Raw genomic sequence first — 15,954 nt, forward strand, 5'->3', positions numbered from 1 at the left:
CATCATCCTTCAGCCTAGCTGTTCAGCCACCGATTCCGGAATATCGGCATTGGAATAGACGTTCTGCACGTCATCCAGGTCTTCAAGCATGTCGAGCATCTTGAGTACCTTCTGCGCCCCGTCCAGGTCCAGCTCGGCGCTGGTGGTCGGCAGCATCACGATTTCCGCGTCGGTGCCTTTGAAACCAGCCGCTTCCAGGGCGTTACGCACCGAATAGAAGCCCGCGAACGAGGTGAACACGTCGATGGAACCGTCTTCGTTGGTCACCACGTCGTCGGCATCGGCCTCCATTGCCGCCTCAATCAGCGCATCTTCATCCACGCCAGGCGCGAAGGAAATCTGCCCCTTGCGCTCAAACAGGTAGGCCACCGAACCGTCAGTGCCGAGGTTGCCGCCACATTTGCTGAACGCATGGCGCACGGCAGCCGCGGTACGGTTGCGGTTGTCGGTCATGCACTCGACCATCACCGCCACGCCACCCGGGCCGTAGCCTTCGTAGCTCAACTCGACCATGTCGTCTGTATCGGCCGCACCGGCACCACGGGCCACGGCGCGGTCGATGATGTCGCGGCTCATGTTGGCGCCGAGGGCCTTGTCCAGGGCCAGGCGCAGGCGCGGGTTGGAACCCGGGTCACCGCCACCCTGGCGCGCGGCAACGGTCAGCTCGCGAATCCACTTGGTGAAGATCTTGCCTTTCTTGGCATCCTGACGCTCTTTGCGGTGCTTGATGTTCGCCCACTTGGAATGGCCAGCCATAACACAACTCCGAAATTCTGTAGAAACCTGTCGATCCCGCCCCAGGCGGGACTTCCCTCTTTAACGTGCAGCCCTTGTAACGCAAAGGCGCATCCGAAGATGCGCCCTTAGCTGACAATGTAAAACCTTATCGCGCTTTCACGCTGCGGCCTTACTCAGCCTTTGGTGTCTCGCGCAGACGGATATGCAGCTCGCGCAGTGCCTTGGCATCCACCACACCCGGCGCTTGCGTCATGACGTCGGCAGCACTTTGGGTTTTCGGGAAGGCAATCACTTCACGGATCGACTGGGCACCGGTCATCAGCATCACCAGACGGTCCAGGCCGAAGGCCAGGCCGCCATGGGGTGGCGCGCCGTATTTCAGGGCGTCAAGCAGGAAGCCGAACTTCTCTTGCTGCTCATCTTCGTTGATGCCCAGCAGGCGGAAGACCGATTGCTGCATTTCCTTGCGGTGGATACGGATCGAACCGCCACCCAGCTCGGTGCCGTTGAGCACCATGTCGTAGGCACGGGACAGAGCGCCAGCCGGGTTGGCTTCCAGCTCTTGCGGCGTGCACTTCGGCGCGGTGAACGGGTGGTGCAGTGCGCTGAAGCTGCCGTCGTCGTTTTCTTCGAACATCGGGAAGTCGACAACCCACATCGGCGCCCACTGGCAGGTCAGCAGGTTCAGGTCGTTGCCGACCTTGATCCGCAGTGCACCCAGCGCTTCGCTGACGATCTTCGACTTGTCGGCACCGAAGAACACGATGTCGCCGTCAACTGCGCCAACACGATCCAGGATCACATTGAGGTTGGCTTCAGGGATGTTCTTGACGATTGGCGACTGCAGGCCTTCAACGCCCTTGGCGCGCTCGTTGACCTTGATGTACGCCAGGCCCTTGGCACCGTAGATGCCAACGAACTTGGTGTAGTCGTCGATCTGCTTGCGCGGCATGCTCGCAGCGCCAGGCACGCGCAGTGCGGCGATACGGCATTTCGGGTCGTTGGCCGGGCCGCTGAACACCTTGAAGTCGACATCTTTCAGTTGGTCTTCAACGTCAACCAGTTCCAGCGGGTTACGCAGGTCTGGCTTGTCGGAACCGTAACGACGCATGGCTTCTTCGAAGGTCATGTGCGGGAATTCGCCGAACTCCAGGTTCAGCACTTCCTTGAACAGGTTGCGGATCATCTGCTCGGTGATGCCCATGATCTCTTTTTCATCGAGGAAACTGGTCTCGATGTCGATCTGGGTGAATTCCGGCTGGCGGTCGGCCCGCAGGTCTTCGTCACGGAAGCACTTGGCGATCTGGTAGTAACGGTCGAAGCCGGCGACCATCAGCAGTTGCTTGAACAGCTGTGGCGATTGCGGCAAGGCGAAGAAGGAACCGGCGTGGGTACGGCTCGGCACCAGGTAGTCGCGAGCGCCTTCCGGGGTAGCACGGGTCAGGATCGGCGTCTCGACGTCGAGGAAGCCGTTCTCGTCCAGGAAACGGCGGATGCTGGTGGTCATGCGCGAACGCAGGCGCAGCTTCTCGGCCATTTCCGGGCGACGCAGGTCCAGGAAGCGATACCGCAGGCGGGTTTCTTCGCCAACGTCGGAGAACTCGTTCAGTGGGAACGGCGGGGTTTCCGACTCGTTCAGCACTTCCAGTTCGTAACCCAGCACTTCGATCATGCCCGACGCCATGTTGGCGTTGGTGGCACCGGCCGGACGCAGGCGAACCTTGCCGGTGATCTTCACGACGTACTCGCTGCGCACGCGATCGGCGGCGGCGAAGCTCTCGGCGCGGTCCGGATCGAACACCACCTGGGCCAGACCATCACGATCACGGATATCGAGGAAGATCACCCCGCCATGGTCGCGGCGACGGTGAACCCATCCGCAAAGGGTGATTTCCTGACCTTCCAGGGTCTCGTTCAGTTGGCCGCAATAGTGGCTGCGCATCATGATAGTGGTTTCGCTTCTCGTAATTCGAAATTCGGTGGAGGTCTGCCTCATCACCGTACAGCTAAGTCAGGTGACGGATAATGCAGGAGCCTGCGCGTAGAGTTCAACTCAGTCTGCTTTGTCGCCGCCGGCCAGATTCTTCTTCGAACCGGTCTTGAAATCGGTCTCGTACCAACCGTTGCCACTCAGGCGAAAGCCCGGCATGGACAACATCTTCTTGAGCTCCGGAGCCTGGCAGGCAGGGCAATCGACCAGCGGCGCGGCGCTGATCTTTTGAATGGCTTCCAACTGATGACCACAGGAAGCGCATTGATAGTCGTACATGGGCATGGAGATGTCTCGGCGATCAGATCATTACTGCGCCACGCCCTGCCCTGGCTCTATCCTGTGGGAAAGTCCCGGCATGCGCAGCAAAGCCCGGGATTATATCTGGTAAATCGAGGCTGTGCAGCCGTAGCGGCGCGCTGCTCTTTATATAGATGACTGCAGCAGGCTTCTGCCGGGCGCCCGACCCGGGGCAATCCCGGGACGGGCGCCCGGCACAAGGTTCATACAGGGTCCGGCTGGACACTGGGCGCGACAAGCCGCCCTTTCAATACATGCACCACGCAAACTACCCTGACCAGACCGCTGAAGTTCTTTACACCGCCATAACGCAAGTGCACTTCCCGGTCCACGTAAGACAGCAGCGCACTGACCGAACACGTATTAATCCTGGCGATCTCCGCGAGGATATTCCAATACACCTCTTCGAGCCGCAAACACGTCGAAAAACCATTAAGCCGAACTGATCGGGACAATGGCCTGGCCAAGTTCATATCGAACCCCTTGGCAAAGGGATCTACCTTTATCTTGTGCAATCCGCACGTTTCCATAACTCCATTACCTGCTCCGCGTGACATACACTTGACACTCCATTGCCTGACGGCCACTCATGTTCTCGTTGGCCGTTGAGCTATAAAACATCAAGACGACAAGTGCAGCCAGAAGACAGGGAGCCGATCACCGTAGGACAAGCCAACGCGCGTATCAGGAAGCTCGCGGAATCGCGGAAATCGCCGGAAAGCAGGCATGCGAGGGGCGTCAGCTCGACGCCCTCCCGCCACCGGTGTTATTTGTTTTCGAGCAGGGAACGCAACATCCATGCGGTCTTTTCATGCACTTGCATACGCTGGGTCAGCAAGTCCGCCGTCGGTTCATCACTGACTTTATCCAACAACGGGAAGATACCCCGGGCTGTGCGAGTCACCGCTTCCTGGCCTTCGACCAGTTGCTTGATCATGTCTTCAGCGCTTGGCACACCCTCTTCTTCCTTGATCGAAGAAAGTCGCGCATACACCGAGTAGGCACCCGGTGCGGGAAAGCCCAGGGCACGAATACGCTCTGCGATTGAATCCACCGCCAGCGCCAGTTCGTTGTACTGCTCTTCAAACATCAAGTGCAGTGTACGAAACATGGGCCCCGTTACGTTCCAATGGAAGTTGTGGGTCTTCAGGTAAAGTACATAGGTATCGGAAAGCAGTCGCGAAAGTCCATCAACGATTGATTTACGGTCTTCTTCACTGATACCAATATCGATTGCCATGTGTTTCCCCTTCAATTGATAAAAATTCATTGATCAGGTGCAGGACCACTCTAGCAAGAGTGCCGGCCGTGCGCAGCCTGGCTGACCCTTTCGAGGTGCGGCAAATCGCCCCTTGCAGAGCGGGCTTGCCCGACAGGCAAGGCTTCAACAGCTACCGGAAAAATTACCCAGCGCCTGCGAAAAAGCCTGCACCTGTCTAGGACAAGTGTTTGACGCAGAAATGCCGTGCCCCTTGTAACAGCCTGAAATGCTTGATTTGAGTAGGCACAGGCTTTGCTGTTAAATAGGCAGCGTGTCGCCGCCGATATTTTTCGCGGCAAGCGGCATAGGCTGATACCCGTGCACGTGCCCAACGCCTCCCATTGTTCAGAAGCGAACCGTGCCCGTCAGCTCTTCCTTGTGATCCGTCTTAACGTGAGTTAATCAAAATGTTGAAAATCGTCCACCTGCTAACGGGCGCTGCAGCTTTGCTGCTGTCCTTTATCCCCAGCCTGCGATCAGAGACCCTGCCTTACCTGCAGCAACCTGACGCTCTCTACCTGACCTTCTTTGGTCTTCTTAACCTGACACTGGCTCCAGTCATTCCATACTGGAACAAAGGCCCGCGTCATCAACTGCAAAACCTGGTCAGCGCCCTGCTGGTCCTGGCTGTTGTCGTGCAAACCCTCACCCTGCTGGCGCCTATGCCTGAAGTGGGTGGCCACCCGGCCGTCCTGCTCAGCCTGGCAATCGCACTGGTCGCCATCGTTCTTCATCTGGCCATCAGTTTTTACCGCTCCTCCCCGGCCGCTGCGTCGCAAAGCTACGACATGACCAACCGGGATACCGGGACCGTCAAGTGGTTCAACACCTCCAAGGGCTTCGGCTTTATTTCCCGGGATTCGGGCGACGATATCTTCGTCCACTTCCGGGCGATTCGCGGCGAAGGCCATCGCGTACTGGTGGAAGGCCAGCGCGTGGAGTTCTCCGTCATGAACCGTGACAAGGGGCTGCAAGCTGAAGATGTGATCGCCGCATTGCCGCGTCGCTGATTCCAGCACCCCGAAAAAAAGAAACCGCGATGCAGCCTGGCTGCATCGCGGTTTTTTTATGCCCGGGGGTTCAACCCCTGCCTTATTAATAATGAGGCGGCGGCGCCTCTTCCTCGGACGACTCGAACTGGCCGCCCATTTCTTCCTGGCGCTTGAGCAACGCAGTCATCTGCAACTGCAGGCGTTCCACGGCACGCTGCTGGGTGACCAGGATGTCATTCAGGGTCTCGATGGTGTCGTCCTGAAAGGCCAGGCGGCTTTCCAGGTCGGTCACGCGGGCTTGAAGATCCATGGCTCAAGCCTCCAGGAACGTGAAGTCGGCCGGCAGGATCTCGCGCAGGCGCGTACGAAGTGCCACCACTTGCTCGTCACTGTAGGGCCTCGCCGGGTGCTTGCCCCAGACCGGCGCAGGCCAGGCCGCGTCGTCGCGCTTGCGTACGATCACATGCACGTGCAGTTGGCTGACCACATTACCCAAGGCACCGATATTCATTTTGTCGGCGCCGAACCCTTCGTTCAGCCACTGTGCCAGTGCCGTGCTTTCCTGCCACACCCGCTGCTGGTCGGCGACATCCAGTTGAAACACTTCGCTGATACCGTCAATGCGCGGCACCAGGATGAACCAGGGGTAATTCGAGTCATTGGAAAGCAGCAGCCGACACAGGGGGAAATCCCCGATAGGCAAGGTGTCTTGTTGAAGACGTGGATCTAAGGCGAACACAGCAGTCACTCCCGTTCGGCGGGTCAGGTTTCAGGCGCCCAGCATACCTGCGAATGCCAGTCGCTTCACGGCGAATGCGCGTGGCCGAATACGCGCCCAAACAGGACGCCACGAAAAAAAGCGCACCATTTCGAGACAGGCCAATATTTCAGCTACGCTAAATGACCAATGTATCCAATTCTGGTCAAAGTCGGGACGCGGAACATGCTTCAAGACCTTGAGCCAGACGGCTTTCAAAAGGCGAAGGCTGAACGGGAGCAGAAACGCAGTCAGTAAAGCACTGCACCAAAATGACCCATTTGTGCTTCAAAGGGATCCGCCAACTACCCACCGAACGGGGTGAACCGGTAACGTTTTGCTCTGGTACAGGTTTTATGCGCCACCGAACCGGAGTGCGGCAGGCGCGTCAAGGCCAAACCAAACGGCGTAAAAAGCCCGTGCTTATGCGGTTTTTACAGGCCGTTGACACTTTTCACGAAAAAATCACATTCGGTTACGGGTTTGTGCACGCTTGTTGCATTCACACCCATATCGTCGACAACGGCACCGGCGGGAAGCAGGTGTTTCGCGACGGAAAATAACAGCGGTTCAATGCCTGACAGGGATGAGTTGAAACTTTCAGGGGTGACTTTTCCACCCCGCTTCCAAGGTTTTAAAACAGCATTGAAGTTGTCAGTCCGGTTACAAGTGGACTGTGAATTTGCGACATGGAGCTAGCAATTTACGACAGGCCCGTAAAGAAGCTGAAAGGATAGATGTGCAAGTATCGTCAATAATGTCTGCGTGATATAACTTTGCGCCGACACAAAAAAGAAAGAGCCGCCCAGACAAAAATATAGGTGGGACGGCAGTACTCTTCCTAAAACCAAAGGAGCAAATCACGATGCGCGTGATGAAGTGGAGCATGATCGCCCTGGCTGTTTCAGCAGGCACCTCGCAGTTCGCAATGGCGTCCTCCCAGGACGATTCCAAGGGCTTTGTTGAAGACAGTACTTTCAGCATCAACACTCGCCTCCTGAACTTTAGCCGCGACTTCCGTAACAATGACACCGGCAAGAGCCGCGTCGACGAAACCGGTCTGGGCTTCAACGGCCTGTACCAGTCGGGCTTCACCCAAGGCACCATCGGTGTGGGTGTCGACGTCATCGGTCTGTTGGGCGTCAAACTGGACAGCGGCAAGGGTCGTTCCGGCACTGGCCTGTTTCCAACTGGCTCCGACGGTCGCGCTCAGGATGATTACTCCAAGGGCGGCGGCGCAGTTAAGTTCCGTATCTCCGATACGGTCCTGAAAATCGGCGACCAGTACACCACCGCGCCTGTATTCGCTTCCGATGACAGCCGTCTGCTGCCTGAATTGCCACAGGGTATCTCGCTGACCAGCAACGAGATCAAAGGCCTGAAACTTGAAGGCGGTCACTTCACTTCGAGCGTGGCACAAGCCCAGACCTACCGCGACAGCCTGGGCCTGACAAAAACCGACTTCATCGGTGGTGTCTACGCCCTGACTCCAGAAGTCAGCGCCAGCCTCTACTACGCGAAGACCGAAGACTACTGGAAAAAAACCTACGCCAACCTGAACTGGACCCATGCGCTCAGCAATGAGCAGTCCCTGGCGGTCGACTTCAACATCTACAGCACCAAAAGTGATGGCGCTGGCCTGCAACGGGCTGAGAAAGACGGCACCACCAAACTGGACAACCGTGCCTACAGCTTGCAAGGCGCGTACACCATCCAGGCTCACACCTTTACCCTGGCCTACCAGAAGGTCAGCGGTGACGGTGACTACGGCTACGGCGTAGACGGCGGCGGCACGATCTTCCTTGCCAACTCCATCGCTCGTTCCGACTTCAACGCTGAAGACGAGAAGTCGTTCCAGGCTCGCTACGACCTGAACATGGCGACTTTCGGCGTACCAGGCCTGAGCTTCATGACTCGCTACGTCAAAGGTACCGGCGCCAACACCGCCGACACCTCGAACGGCAAAGAGTGGGAACGTGACATCGAAGCCAAGTACGTGATCCAGAGCGGCCCGGCAAAAGACCTGAGCCTGCGCGTGCGTCAAGCCACTTATCGCTCCAGCGATGGTGTGTACTACGGTTCGGCGTCCATCGACGAACTGCGTCTGATCGCGCAATACCCGCTGAACATCTTGTAATTGGCAGTTTGATTACAACGATGACTTAGGGTTTCGGCCCTAACTAAAAAGCCGCTCACTTGTTCGCAAGTGAGCGGCTTTTTTATTGCAACTTAATCTCAACAACCCGATAACTAGCAAGCTAACTATCTAGTTTAATCCTGCGTAACAAACCTGACACATCGGCCAGGTTTAATCATCCAGTCACACTATTACTTCCCAGCACTTTCCTGCATGACGCGAATAACCCGTTGTGGAAACGGAATATCAATCCCCGCCGCTTTCAAACGGTCACGTGCCAGTTCATTGAACATGAACATCACATCCCAGTAATCCGAAGTCTTGGTCCAGACTCGCAGGGATACCGTGATCGAACTGTCGCCCAAGGTCGAAACTACCGCTGCCGGCGCAGGATCAGCCAATACACGTGGATCCTTGGCCAGTTCCAGCAGCACTTCACGTGCTTTCTGCAGGTCGGCTTCATAGTCGACCCCCACGTCAAACACCACCTTGCGGGTCGGCTGACGGTTGGTGTTGGTGATGAGGCCGTTGGACAGGCTGCCGTTCGGGATGATCACCGTCTTGTTGTCGCCGGTGCGCAACACGGTGTGGAAGATCTGGATGCTGTCGACGGTACCGGAAGTGCCCTGGGCTTCGATCCAGTCACCGATGCGGAACGGACGGAACAACAGAATCAGCACGCCGCCGGCGAAGTTCGCCAGGCTGCCTTGCAAGGCCAGGCCGATGGCCAGGGTGGCGGCGCCGATCGCGGCAACGAACGAGGTGGTTGCGACGCCGATCATCGAGGCCACGTTGACCACCAGCATGACCTTGAGCGCAATGTTCGCAAGGCTGGTAATGAAGTGTTGCAGCGCCAGGTCAGCATTACGCAATGCCAGCAAACGCCCTACCCGGTGGGTCAAGACGTTGATCAGCCACCAACCGATGGCCAGGGTGACCACTGCCAGCAAAAATCGGCTGCCGTATTCCATGATCATCGGTAACCACGACTCCGAGGTCTTGATCAAGTGATCCACTTCAGCGTTCAAGTCCATCTACATTCTCCTGTTTGCCGGATGTGCGGCCTTATCAATCCCCACATAACAAATGAGCCCCGAAGGGCTCAATCGTTTCTGCAGGTTCTGGGCGTGGGACGTCAAAAACGTCCACAGGTTCCCGAGGGGTCCACTCAGTCGCGGAAGTTATTGAACTGCAGCGGCATGTCGAAGGTCTTGGCGCGCAGGGCAGCAATGGCCTCCTGCAAATCGTCACGCTTCTTGCCGGTGATACGCACCTGCTCGCCCTGGATGGCGGCCTGGACCTTGAGCTTGGCGTCCTTGACGTGGGCGACGATTTTCTTCGCCAGCTCCTTGTCGATGCCTTCCTTGAGCACGGCTTCCTGCTTCATCAGCTTGCCGGACGCATAGGCATCCTTGATTTCGAGGCATTGCGCGTCGATCTTGCGCTTGACCAGAGACAGCTTGAGGATCTCAATCATCGCTTCCAGCTGGAAGTCGGCTTCCGCGGTCAGGTTGACGGTCAGCTCTTTTTCCTTGAACTCGAAGCTGCCCTTGCCCTTCAAGTCATAGCGGCGATCCAGCTCCTTGACGGCGTTCTCGACGGCGTTGGTGACTTCATGTTTGTCCAGTTCGGATACCACGTCGAACGACGGCATGTAATTTCTCCAATAAAAAAGGGGCGCGGCTCAGTAGAGATGGAGCACGCCCGGGCTAAAATGCCCGGGCATTATAGCGGTTCTTTCGCCTCGTTCACTGCGGGCAGCCTTACGGAGTAAAAACTGATGTCGACCACCTGGCACGTCCTCGGCGCCGGCAGCCTCGGAACACTGTGGGCCGCCCGCCTGGCCCGCGCCGGGCTGCCCGTGCGCCTGATCCTGCGGGATCCCGGGCGGTTGGCGAGCTATCAGACGGCCAATGGCCTGACCCTGGTCGAGCAAGGCGTGGCTCAAACCTACCCGGTCGTCGGCGAAACCTCCGACAGCCCTGGGCAAATTCATCGCCTGCTGGTGGCATGCAAGGCCTACGACGCCCAGGAAGCCGTCGCACAGCTGGAACATCGACTGGTGCCGGACGCCGAACTGATCCTGTTGCAAAACGGGCTGGGCAGCCAGGACGCAGTCGCCGCCCAACTGCCCCAGGCACGCTGCATCTTCGCCTCCAGCACCGAAGGCGCGTTTCGCGAGAGTGACTGGCGAGTAGTGTTTGCCGGCCATGGCTACACCTGGCTGGGGGATGCTCGGCACCCTACTCCGCCGCTGTGGCTGGATGACCTGCAAGCCGCCGGCATTCCCCATGAGTGGAGCACCGACATCCTCACCCGCCTGTGGCGCAAACTGGCCCTGAACTGCGCCATCAACCCGCTGACCGTGCTTTACCAGTGTCGCAATGGCGAGCTGCAAGCCCATCAGTGCGAAGTGGCCACCCTGTGCGCCGAACTCGCCGACCTGCTGGAATGCTGCGGCCAACCCGCTGCCGCAGAGGATTTGCACAGCGAAGTGGAACGGGTAATCCAGGCCACGGCGGCCAATTACTCCTCGATGTACCAGGACGTGGCCAGTGCCCGACGCACCGAAATCAGCTATTTGCTGGGCTATGCCTGCCAGGCGGCCGCCCGCCACCAACTGAGCTTGCCGCACCTGCAACAACTCCAGGCGCGCCTGGTACGGCAACTGTCTGCACGCGGATTGCCCAGCGACTGAAGCACGCGCTACCCTGCCTGCTTGTTCCTTTGCAGCGAAAACCTTGATGCCACTGCGCCAGCGTCTCGAAAATCTACCGGTTGGGCAGAAACTGCTGGCGGCCCTGCTGGTTTTGTTGACCACCGTCTTGCTGGTGGCCAACCTGACCTTTATCAGCGCCGCCTACTGGATCTCCCAGGAAAGCATGGCACCCCAGGCCTTGCAGGCCATCGGTCGGCTGGTGTCCAACCCGTCGCTCGCCGCCGAGTCCCTGGACTCATCGCTCAAGGCGCAAACCCTGCTGGATGAACTGACCAGCTACTCGCCATTGCGGGCCGCGGCCTTATACGACGGAGATGGCACGCGCCTGGCCCAGCTGCAACATGCCAATCGCCTGCACCTGCCAGATAATTTCCGGGACATTGAAACCTGGCGTACCACCGAATTTCGCAGCAACCAGGTGATCACCCTGCCCCGTGCCGGCAAACCGTCCGGGCACTTGCTGTTGGTGGCCAGCAGCGAACTGCCGGTGGCTTTCTATACCGGGACCTTCACCGCCAGCCTGGGTATCCTGATCTTCAGCGTGCTGCTGTGGCTGGTGATCGCCCGGCAGATCAAGCGCCTGATTACCCGGCCGATCCACGAACTGGAAGAATTGTCGCGCCAGGTCACCCGGGAAGAGAACTACGCCCTGCGCGCCGGGCGCGGCAATCATGATGAAATCGGCAGCCTCGCCGAAGCTTTCAACACCATGCTTTCGCGCATTGAAGCCCGTGAGCAGCAACTCAAGCGCGCGCGAGACGATTCCCAGGCCGCCTACGATCAAGCCCAGGGCCTGGCGGAAGAAACCCGCCACACCAACCGCAAGCTGGAACTGGAAGTCCAGGTGCGCAGCAAGATCGAGAAAAAGCTCACCGGCTTCCAGAACTACCTCAACAGCATCATCGACTCGATGCCCTCGGCGCTGATCGCCCTCGACGAACAACTCTACGTCACCCAGTGGAACCAGGAAGCCAGCGCACTTTCCGGGACCCGCCTGGACGAGGCGCTGAACCAGCCGATCTTCCTCGCCTTCCAGCCGCTCAAGCCGTTCCTGCCGCAGATCAAGGCCACGGTAGAGCAACACACCGTAGAGCGGATCGAGCGCGTTACCTGGGTCAAGGATGACGAACCCAAGCACTACGCCCTGACCTTCTACCCGTTGATGGGCGGTGCCGGGCGCGGCGTGGTGATCCGGATCGACGACATCACCCAGCGCTTGTCCCTGGAAGAAATGATGGTGCAGTCAGAGAAAATGCTCTCGGTCGGTGGCCTGGCCGCCGGCATGGCGCACGAAATCAACAACCCGTTGGGAGCGATCCTGCATAACGTGCAGAACATTCGCCGCCGGTTGTCTAACGAACTGCCGAAAAACCTCGAGCACGCCGAACAGGCGGGCATCGACCTGGACTCGGTCAACCGCTACCTGCAAAGCCGCGAAGTGCCACAGTTGCTCGACGGCATCCAGCAAGCTGGCGCCCGGGCGGCGAAAATCGTCACCCACATGCTCAGCTTCAGCCGCCGCAGCAACCGGCAGATGGCGCCGTGCGACTTGCCGGCCTTGATCGACCAGGCCGTGGAAATTGCCGGCAACGACTTCGACCTCACCGTCGGCTTCGACTTCAAGGGCCAGGCGATCATCCGCCAGTTCGACCCGCAACTGGGCCCGGTCCCCGGCACCGCCAACGAACTGGAGCAAGTACTGCTCAACCTGCTGAAAAACGCCGCCCAGGCGATTCATCAGCGCGAAGACGGCAGCGAGCCCGGCCGGATCATCCTGCGCACCCGGCTCAACCCGCCGTGGGCAGAAATCCAGGTGGAAGACAACGGCATCGGTATGAGCGAGAACGTGCGCAAACGCACGTTTGAGCCGTTCTTCACCACCAAGGAAATCGGCCAGGGCACCGGGCTTGGGTTGTCGGTTTCGTATTTCATCATCACCAACAATCACAAGGGGCAGATGGAAGTGCATTCGACCCTTGGCCAGGGTACCTGCTTCACCTTGCGCCTGCCCCTGGCGGGCAGCCAATTGCCACCCAACGAACTCACTCAACTGGAGCGCTAACCATGGGCTTTCGCCTGTCGAAAATTTACACCCGTACCGGCGACAAGGGCGAAACCGGCCTGGGCGACGGCCGCCGCGTGCCCAAGGACCATCCACGGGTGGAGGCGATTGGCGAGGTGGATGCGCTGAACAGCCAGTTGGGTTTGTTGCTGGCGGGATTGGAGGAACAAAGCGGGCAGCATCCAGCGTTGAAGGATGTGATCGAGGTGCTGACACCTTGCCAGCATCGTCTGTTTGACTTGGGCGGCGAATTGGCGATGCCGGTGTACAAGGCGCTGAACGCGGCGGAAGTCGACCGGCTTGAGGCGGCGATCGATCGCTGGAATGAAGAGGTCGGGCCGCTGGAGAACTTCATTCTGCCGGGTGGTTCGGCGTTGATTGCCCAGGCCCATGTATGCCGAAGCCTGGCTCGCAGTGCGGAGCGCCGGTGTCAGCACCTGAATGCAGAGGAACCGCTGGAAGGCGTCGGGTTGGCGTACATCAACCGGCTGTCGGACTTGCTCTTTGTGGCAGCCAGGGTGATTGCCAAGCGCCAGGGCGTTGCAGAGATCTTGTGGCAGGCGGCGGCAAAGCCGCACTGACGCTTACTGACCGATTGCAACCTGTGGCGAGGGAGCTTGCTCCCGCTGGAGTGCGCAGCGCTCCCAATATTTTGGGTCTGCTACGCAGCCCAACGGGAGCAAGCTCCCTCGCCACAACATCTCCCCTGGCCACTCGCCAGGGTTATGCCTAAACCTCAGGCCAGAACGCCCGAATCCCCGCCACACCTTGAGCACCAGCCTCCCAGGCCTTTTCCCGCTCAGCAGGACCCACCCCACCGAGCAAGAACACCGGCTTGCTGAACCCACTGATCAACTGCTGTGCCTGCTCCCAGCCCAACGGCTCGGCATCAGGATGAGTCTGGGTCGGCTGCACCGGCGACAAGGTGACGAAATCCACGTCCATCAACTCCGCCAAGGCTAATTCCTCAGCATTGTGGCAAGACGCCGCCAACCAGCGATCCTTCGGCAAAGGACGTCCCTTGCTGGCGTACTTGCGCAGTTGCGCCGAGGTCATATGCCAGCCGGCCGCGGGAAAATCCCCCAGCCATTCAAACGGCCCCTTGAGCATCAGTTGCGCCTTGCCCGCACACAGGCCCACGGCGTCCACCGCCAGGTCACGGTACTTGGGGTCGTAACCGTTGGGGGCACGCAGCTGAACCAGCTTGATGCCACCAGCGATGGCTTTTTGAATACCGCGCAGCAGGACGGGTGTCTCCAGCTCGCCCGGAGTGATCAAGTAGTCAGCCGGTAAACGCGCCGCCGCAACGATCGGCGCATTGGCTGCCGGAAACTCATAGTTCGGCAGGTCCCGCTGGGCCACCCACTCAAGGGGTTGGCCTTCGGCACCGTGGGGCTCGCCGGTAAAGGCCGAGACTTCCCAGACATCCAGCAACACCTGTTTGTCCGGGTAATCATGCTGCACCTTGATCAACGGGCGAGCCGCCGTGACCTGGATGCCCAGCTCCTCCTGCAATTCACGGGACAGCGCGGTAGCGACCGACTCATCGGCCTCCACCTTGCCACCGGGAAACTCCCAGAGGCCGCCCTGATGCTGGGTATCGGCGCGGCGCGCCAGCAGAATCCTGCCGTCGACACCCCGGATGACCGCTGCTGCTACATGAACTCGTTTCACCGCACTATTTCCTCTGAATCGGTTTGAAGACCTGCCTGGTATCAGGTGCGGTATTCCGCGTTGATCTTCACGTACTCGTGGGACAGGTCGGTGGTCCAGATGGTTTCGCTGCACTCACCGCGACCCAATTCGATACGGATGGTGATTTCTTCCTGCTGCATCACCGCCGAACCCTGGGCTTCGGTGTACGTCTCGGCCCGGGCGCCACGGCTGGCGATGCACACTTCGCCGAGGAACACGTCGATCTTGCTCACGTCCAGGTTCGGCACGCCGGCACGGCCCACAGCGGCCAGGATACGGCCCCAGTTCGGGTCGGAGGCAAACAGCGCGGTCTTGATCAGCGGCGAGTGAGCCACGGTGTAACCGACATCCAGGCATTCCTGGTGGTTACCGCCGCTGTTGACTTCAACCGTCACAAACTTGGTGGCGCCTTCGCCGTCGCGCACGATGGCCTGGGCCACGTCCATGCACACTTCGAACACGGCCTGCTTCAACGCTGCGAAATACGCGCCGTTGGACGAGGTGATTTCCGGCAGGTCAGCCTGGCCGGTGGCGATCAACATGCAGCAATCGTTGGTCGAGGTGTCGCCGTCGATGGTGATGCGGTTGAAGGACTTGTTGGCGCCGTCGAGCATCAGGTTTTGCAGCACGTCACGGGAGACTTTGGCGTCGGTGGCGATATAGCCCAGCATGGTCGCCATGTTCGGGCGAATCATGCCGGCGCCTTTGCTGATGCCCGTGACGGTAACGGTCACGCCTTCGTGCACAAACTGACGGCTGGCGCCTTTTGGCAGAGTATCGGTGGTCATGATCCCGGTAGCCGCAGCCGCCCAGTTATCCACCGACAGGTCATCCAGCGCTGCTTGCAACGCGCCTTCGATTTTCTCTACCGGCAGCGGCTCACCGATCACACCGGTGGAGTACGGCAGCACCTGGCTGGCGTCTACGCCGGTCAGCTCCGCCAGCTTGGCGCAGGTGCGGGCAGCGGCGGCCAGGCCAGGCTCGCCGGTCCCGGCGTTGGCATTGCCGGTGTTGGTCAACAGGTAACGCACCGGGCCTTCGACACGCTGCTTGGCCAGAATCACGGGCGCGGCGCAAAACGCGTTCAGGGTGAACACACCCGCGACGGTCGAGCCTTCGGCACAGCGCATCACCACCACATCCTTGCGCCCCGGGCGCTTGATGCCCGCCGAAGCGATACCGAGTTCAAAACCGGCAACCGGGTGCAACGTGGGCAAAGGACCAAGACCAACAGCCATGAATGCGCTCCTAAAAATATTGGGTGTGTACCCCGTCGCTATCGACGGTAACGAAATGGCAAAAC

General features: G+C 59.3%; 16 protein-coding genes. 5 read left to right on the plus strand and 11 right to left on the minus strand.

The genetic code is table 11. The annotated features are described in order from the left end of the window. Positions 1-9 precede the first annotated feature (9 nt). From C0058_RS25505 to C0058_RS25525, 5 genes are all read right to left on the minus strand, one after another. A complete protein-coding gene (locus C0058_RS25505; RefSeq protein WP_003209810.1) occupies positions 10-756 on the minus strand; it encodes a YebC/PmpR family DNA-binding transcriptional regulator in 747 nt (248 codons plus the stop codon). 151 nt (positions 757-907) lie between these two features. After that, on the minus strand, positions 908-2,683 hold the full coding sequence (gene aspS / locus C0058_RS25510) for an aspartate--tRNA ligase (protein ID WP_003209808.1): 1,776 nt from the start codon (positions 2,681-2,683) through the stop codon (positions 908-910). A gap of 108 nt (positions 2,684-2,791) precedes the next feature. Then, entirely contained in the window at positions 2,792-3,013 is a 222-nt protein-coding gene (locus C0058_RS25515) for an FmdB family zinc ribbon protein (RefSeq protein ID WP_003209804.1), read from the minus strand. Between the two features lie 218 nt (positions 3,014-3,231). Further along, entirely contained in the window at positions 3,232-3,585 is a 354-nt protein-coding gene (locus tag C0058_RS25520) for a ribbon-helix-helix domain-containing protein (protein ID WP_102369783.1), read from the minus strand. A 209-nt stretch (positions 3,586-3,794) separates the two neighbouring features. Then, positions 3,795-4,268, minus strand: coding sequence for a Dps family protein (locus tag C0058_RS25525; RefSeq protein ID WP_003209800.1), 474 nt, complete (start codon positions 4,266-4,268; stop codon positions 3,795-3,797). A 428-nt stretch (positions 4,269-4,696) separates the two neighbouring features. Here C0058_RS25525 and C0058_RS33170 point away from each other — a divergent pair, with 428 nt between their 5' ends. Next, on the plus strand, positions 4,697-5,299 hold the full coding sequence (locus tag C0058_RS33170) for a cold-shock protein (protein WP_003209798.1): 603 nt from the start codon (positions 4,697-4,699) through the stop codon (positions 5,297-5,299). An 85-nt stretch (positions 5,300-5,384) separates the two neighbouring features. Here C0058_RS33170 and C0058_RS25535 read toward each other — a convergent pair whose 3' ends face one another. Together C0058_RS25535 and C0058_RS25540 are read right to left on the minus strand one after the other, a co-directional pair. Next, entirely contained in the window at positions 5,385-5,591 is a 207-nt protein-coding gene (locus C0058_RS25535) for a SlyX family protein (protein WP_003209796.1), read from the minus strand. Positions 5,592-5,594: 3 nt separating this feature from the next. Next, positions 5,595-6,020 carry an HIT domain-containing protein gene (locus C0058_RS25540; protein WP_102369784.1) on the minus strand — a complete coding sequence of 142 codons (426 nt, stop codon included), beginning with the start codon at positions 6,018-6,020 and terminating at the stop codon, positions 5,595-5,597. Positions 6,021-6,903: 883 nt separating this feature from the next. Between C0058_RS25540 and C0058_RS25545 the strand changes: the two genes are divergently transcribed. After that, entirely contained in the window at positions 6,904-8,175 is a 1,272-nt protein-coding gene (locus C0058_RS25545; protein WP_003209790.1) for an OprD family porin, read from the plus strand. 191 nt (positions 8,176-8,366) lie between these two features. Here the strand turns inward: C0058_RS25545 and C0058_RS25550 are convergent, their stop codons facing one another. Further along, positions 8,367-9,209: a mechanosensitive ion channel family protein gene (locus C0058_RS25550; protein ID WP_003209787.1), complete on the minus strand. Its 843-nt coding sequence runs from the start codon at positions 9,207-9,209 to the stop codon at positions 8,367-8,369. 134 nt (positions 9,210-9,343) lie between these two features. Continuing rightward, entirely contained in the window at positions 9,344-9,829 is a 486-nt protein-coding gene (locus C0058_RS25555; protein ID WP_003209785.1) for a YajQ family cyclic di-GMP-binding protein, read from the minus strand. Between the two features lie 126 nt (positions 9,830-9,955). Here C0058_RS25555 and C0058_RS25560 point away from each other — a divergent pair, with 126 nt between their 5' ends. From C0058_RS25560 to C0058_RS25570, 3 genes are read left to right on the plus strand one after another with little or no spacing between them, the layout of a single operon-like run. Further along, a complete protein-coding gene (locus C0058_RS25560; protein WP_102369785.1) occupies positions 9,956-10,873 on the plus strand; it encodes a putative 2-dehydropantoate 2-reductase in 918 nt (305 codons plus the stop codon). Between the two features lie 46 nt (positions 10,874-10,919). Then, positions 10,920-12,956, plus strand: a complete 2,037-nt coding sequence (locus C0058_RS25565; RefSeq protein WP_102369786.1) for an ATP-binding protein — start codon at positions 10,920-10,922, stop codon at positions 12,954-12,956. 2 nt (positions 12,957-12,958) lie between these two features. Beyond that, entirely contained in the window at positions 12,959-13,537 is a 579-nt protein-coding gene (locus C0058_RS25570) for a cob(I)yrinic acid a,c-diamide adenosyltransferase (protein ID WP_008432363.1), read from the plus strand. Positions 13,538-13,685: 148 nt separating this feature from the next. Here C0058_RS25570 and C0058_RS25575 read toward each other — a convergent pair whose 3' ends face one another. Both C0058_RS25575 and argJ read right to left on the minus strand, forming a co-directional pair. Continuing rightward, the gene (locus C0058_RS25575; protein WP_102369787.1) at positions 13,686-14,630 is read right to left on the minus strand and encodes a Nudix family hydrolase; all 945 of its coding nucleotides are present in this window, start codon (positions 14,628-14,630) and stop codon (positions 13,686-13,688) included. Positions 14,631-14,671: 41 nt separating this feature from the next. Beyond that, a complete protein-coding gene (gene argJ / locus C0058_RS25580) occupies positions 14,672-15,889 on the minus strand; it encodes a bifunctional glutamate N-acetyltransferase/amino-acid acetyltransferase ArgJ (RefSeq protein WP_102369788.1) in 1,218 nt (405 codons plus the stop codon). Between the last annotated feature and the right edge of the window lie 65 nt (positions 15,890-15,954).

This window comes from Pseudomonas sp. NC02 (assembly GCF_002874965.1).
Taxonomy (GTDB): domain Bacteria; phylum Pseudomonadota; class Gammaproteobacteria; order Pseudomonadales; family Pseudomonadaceae; genus Aquipseudomonas.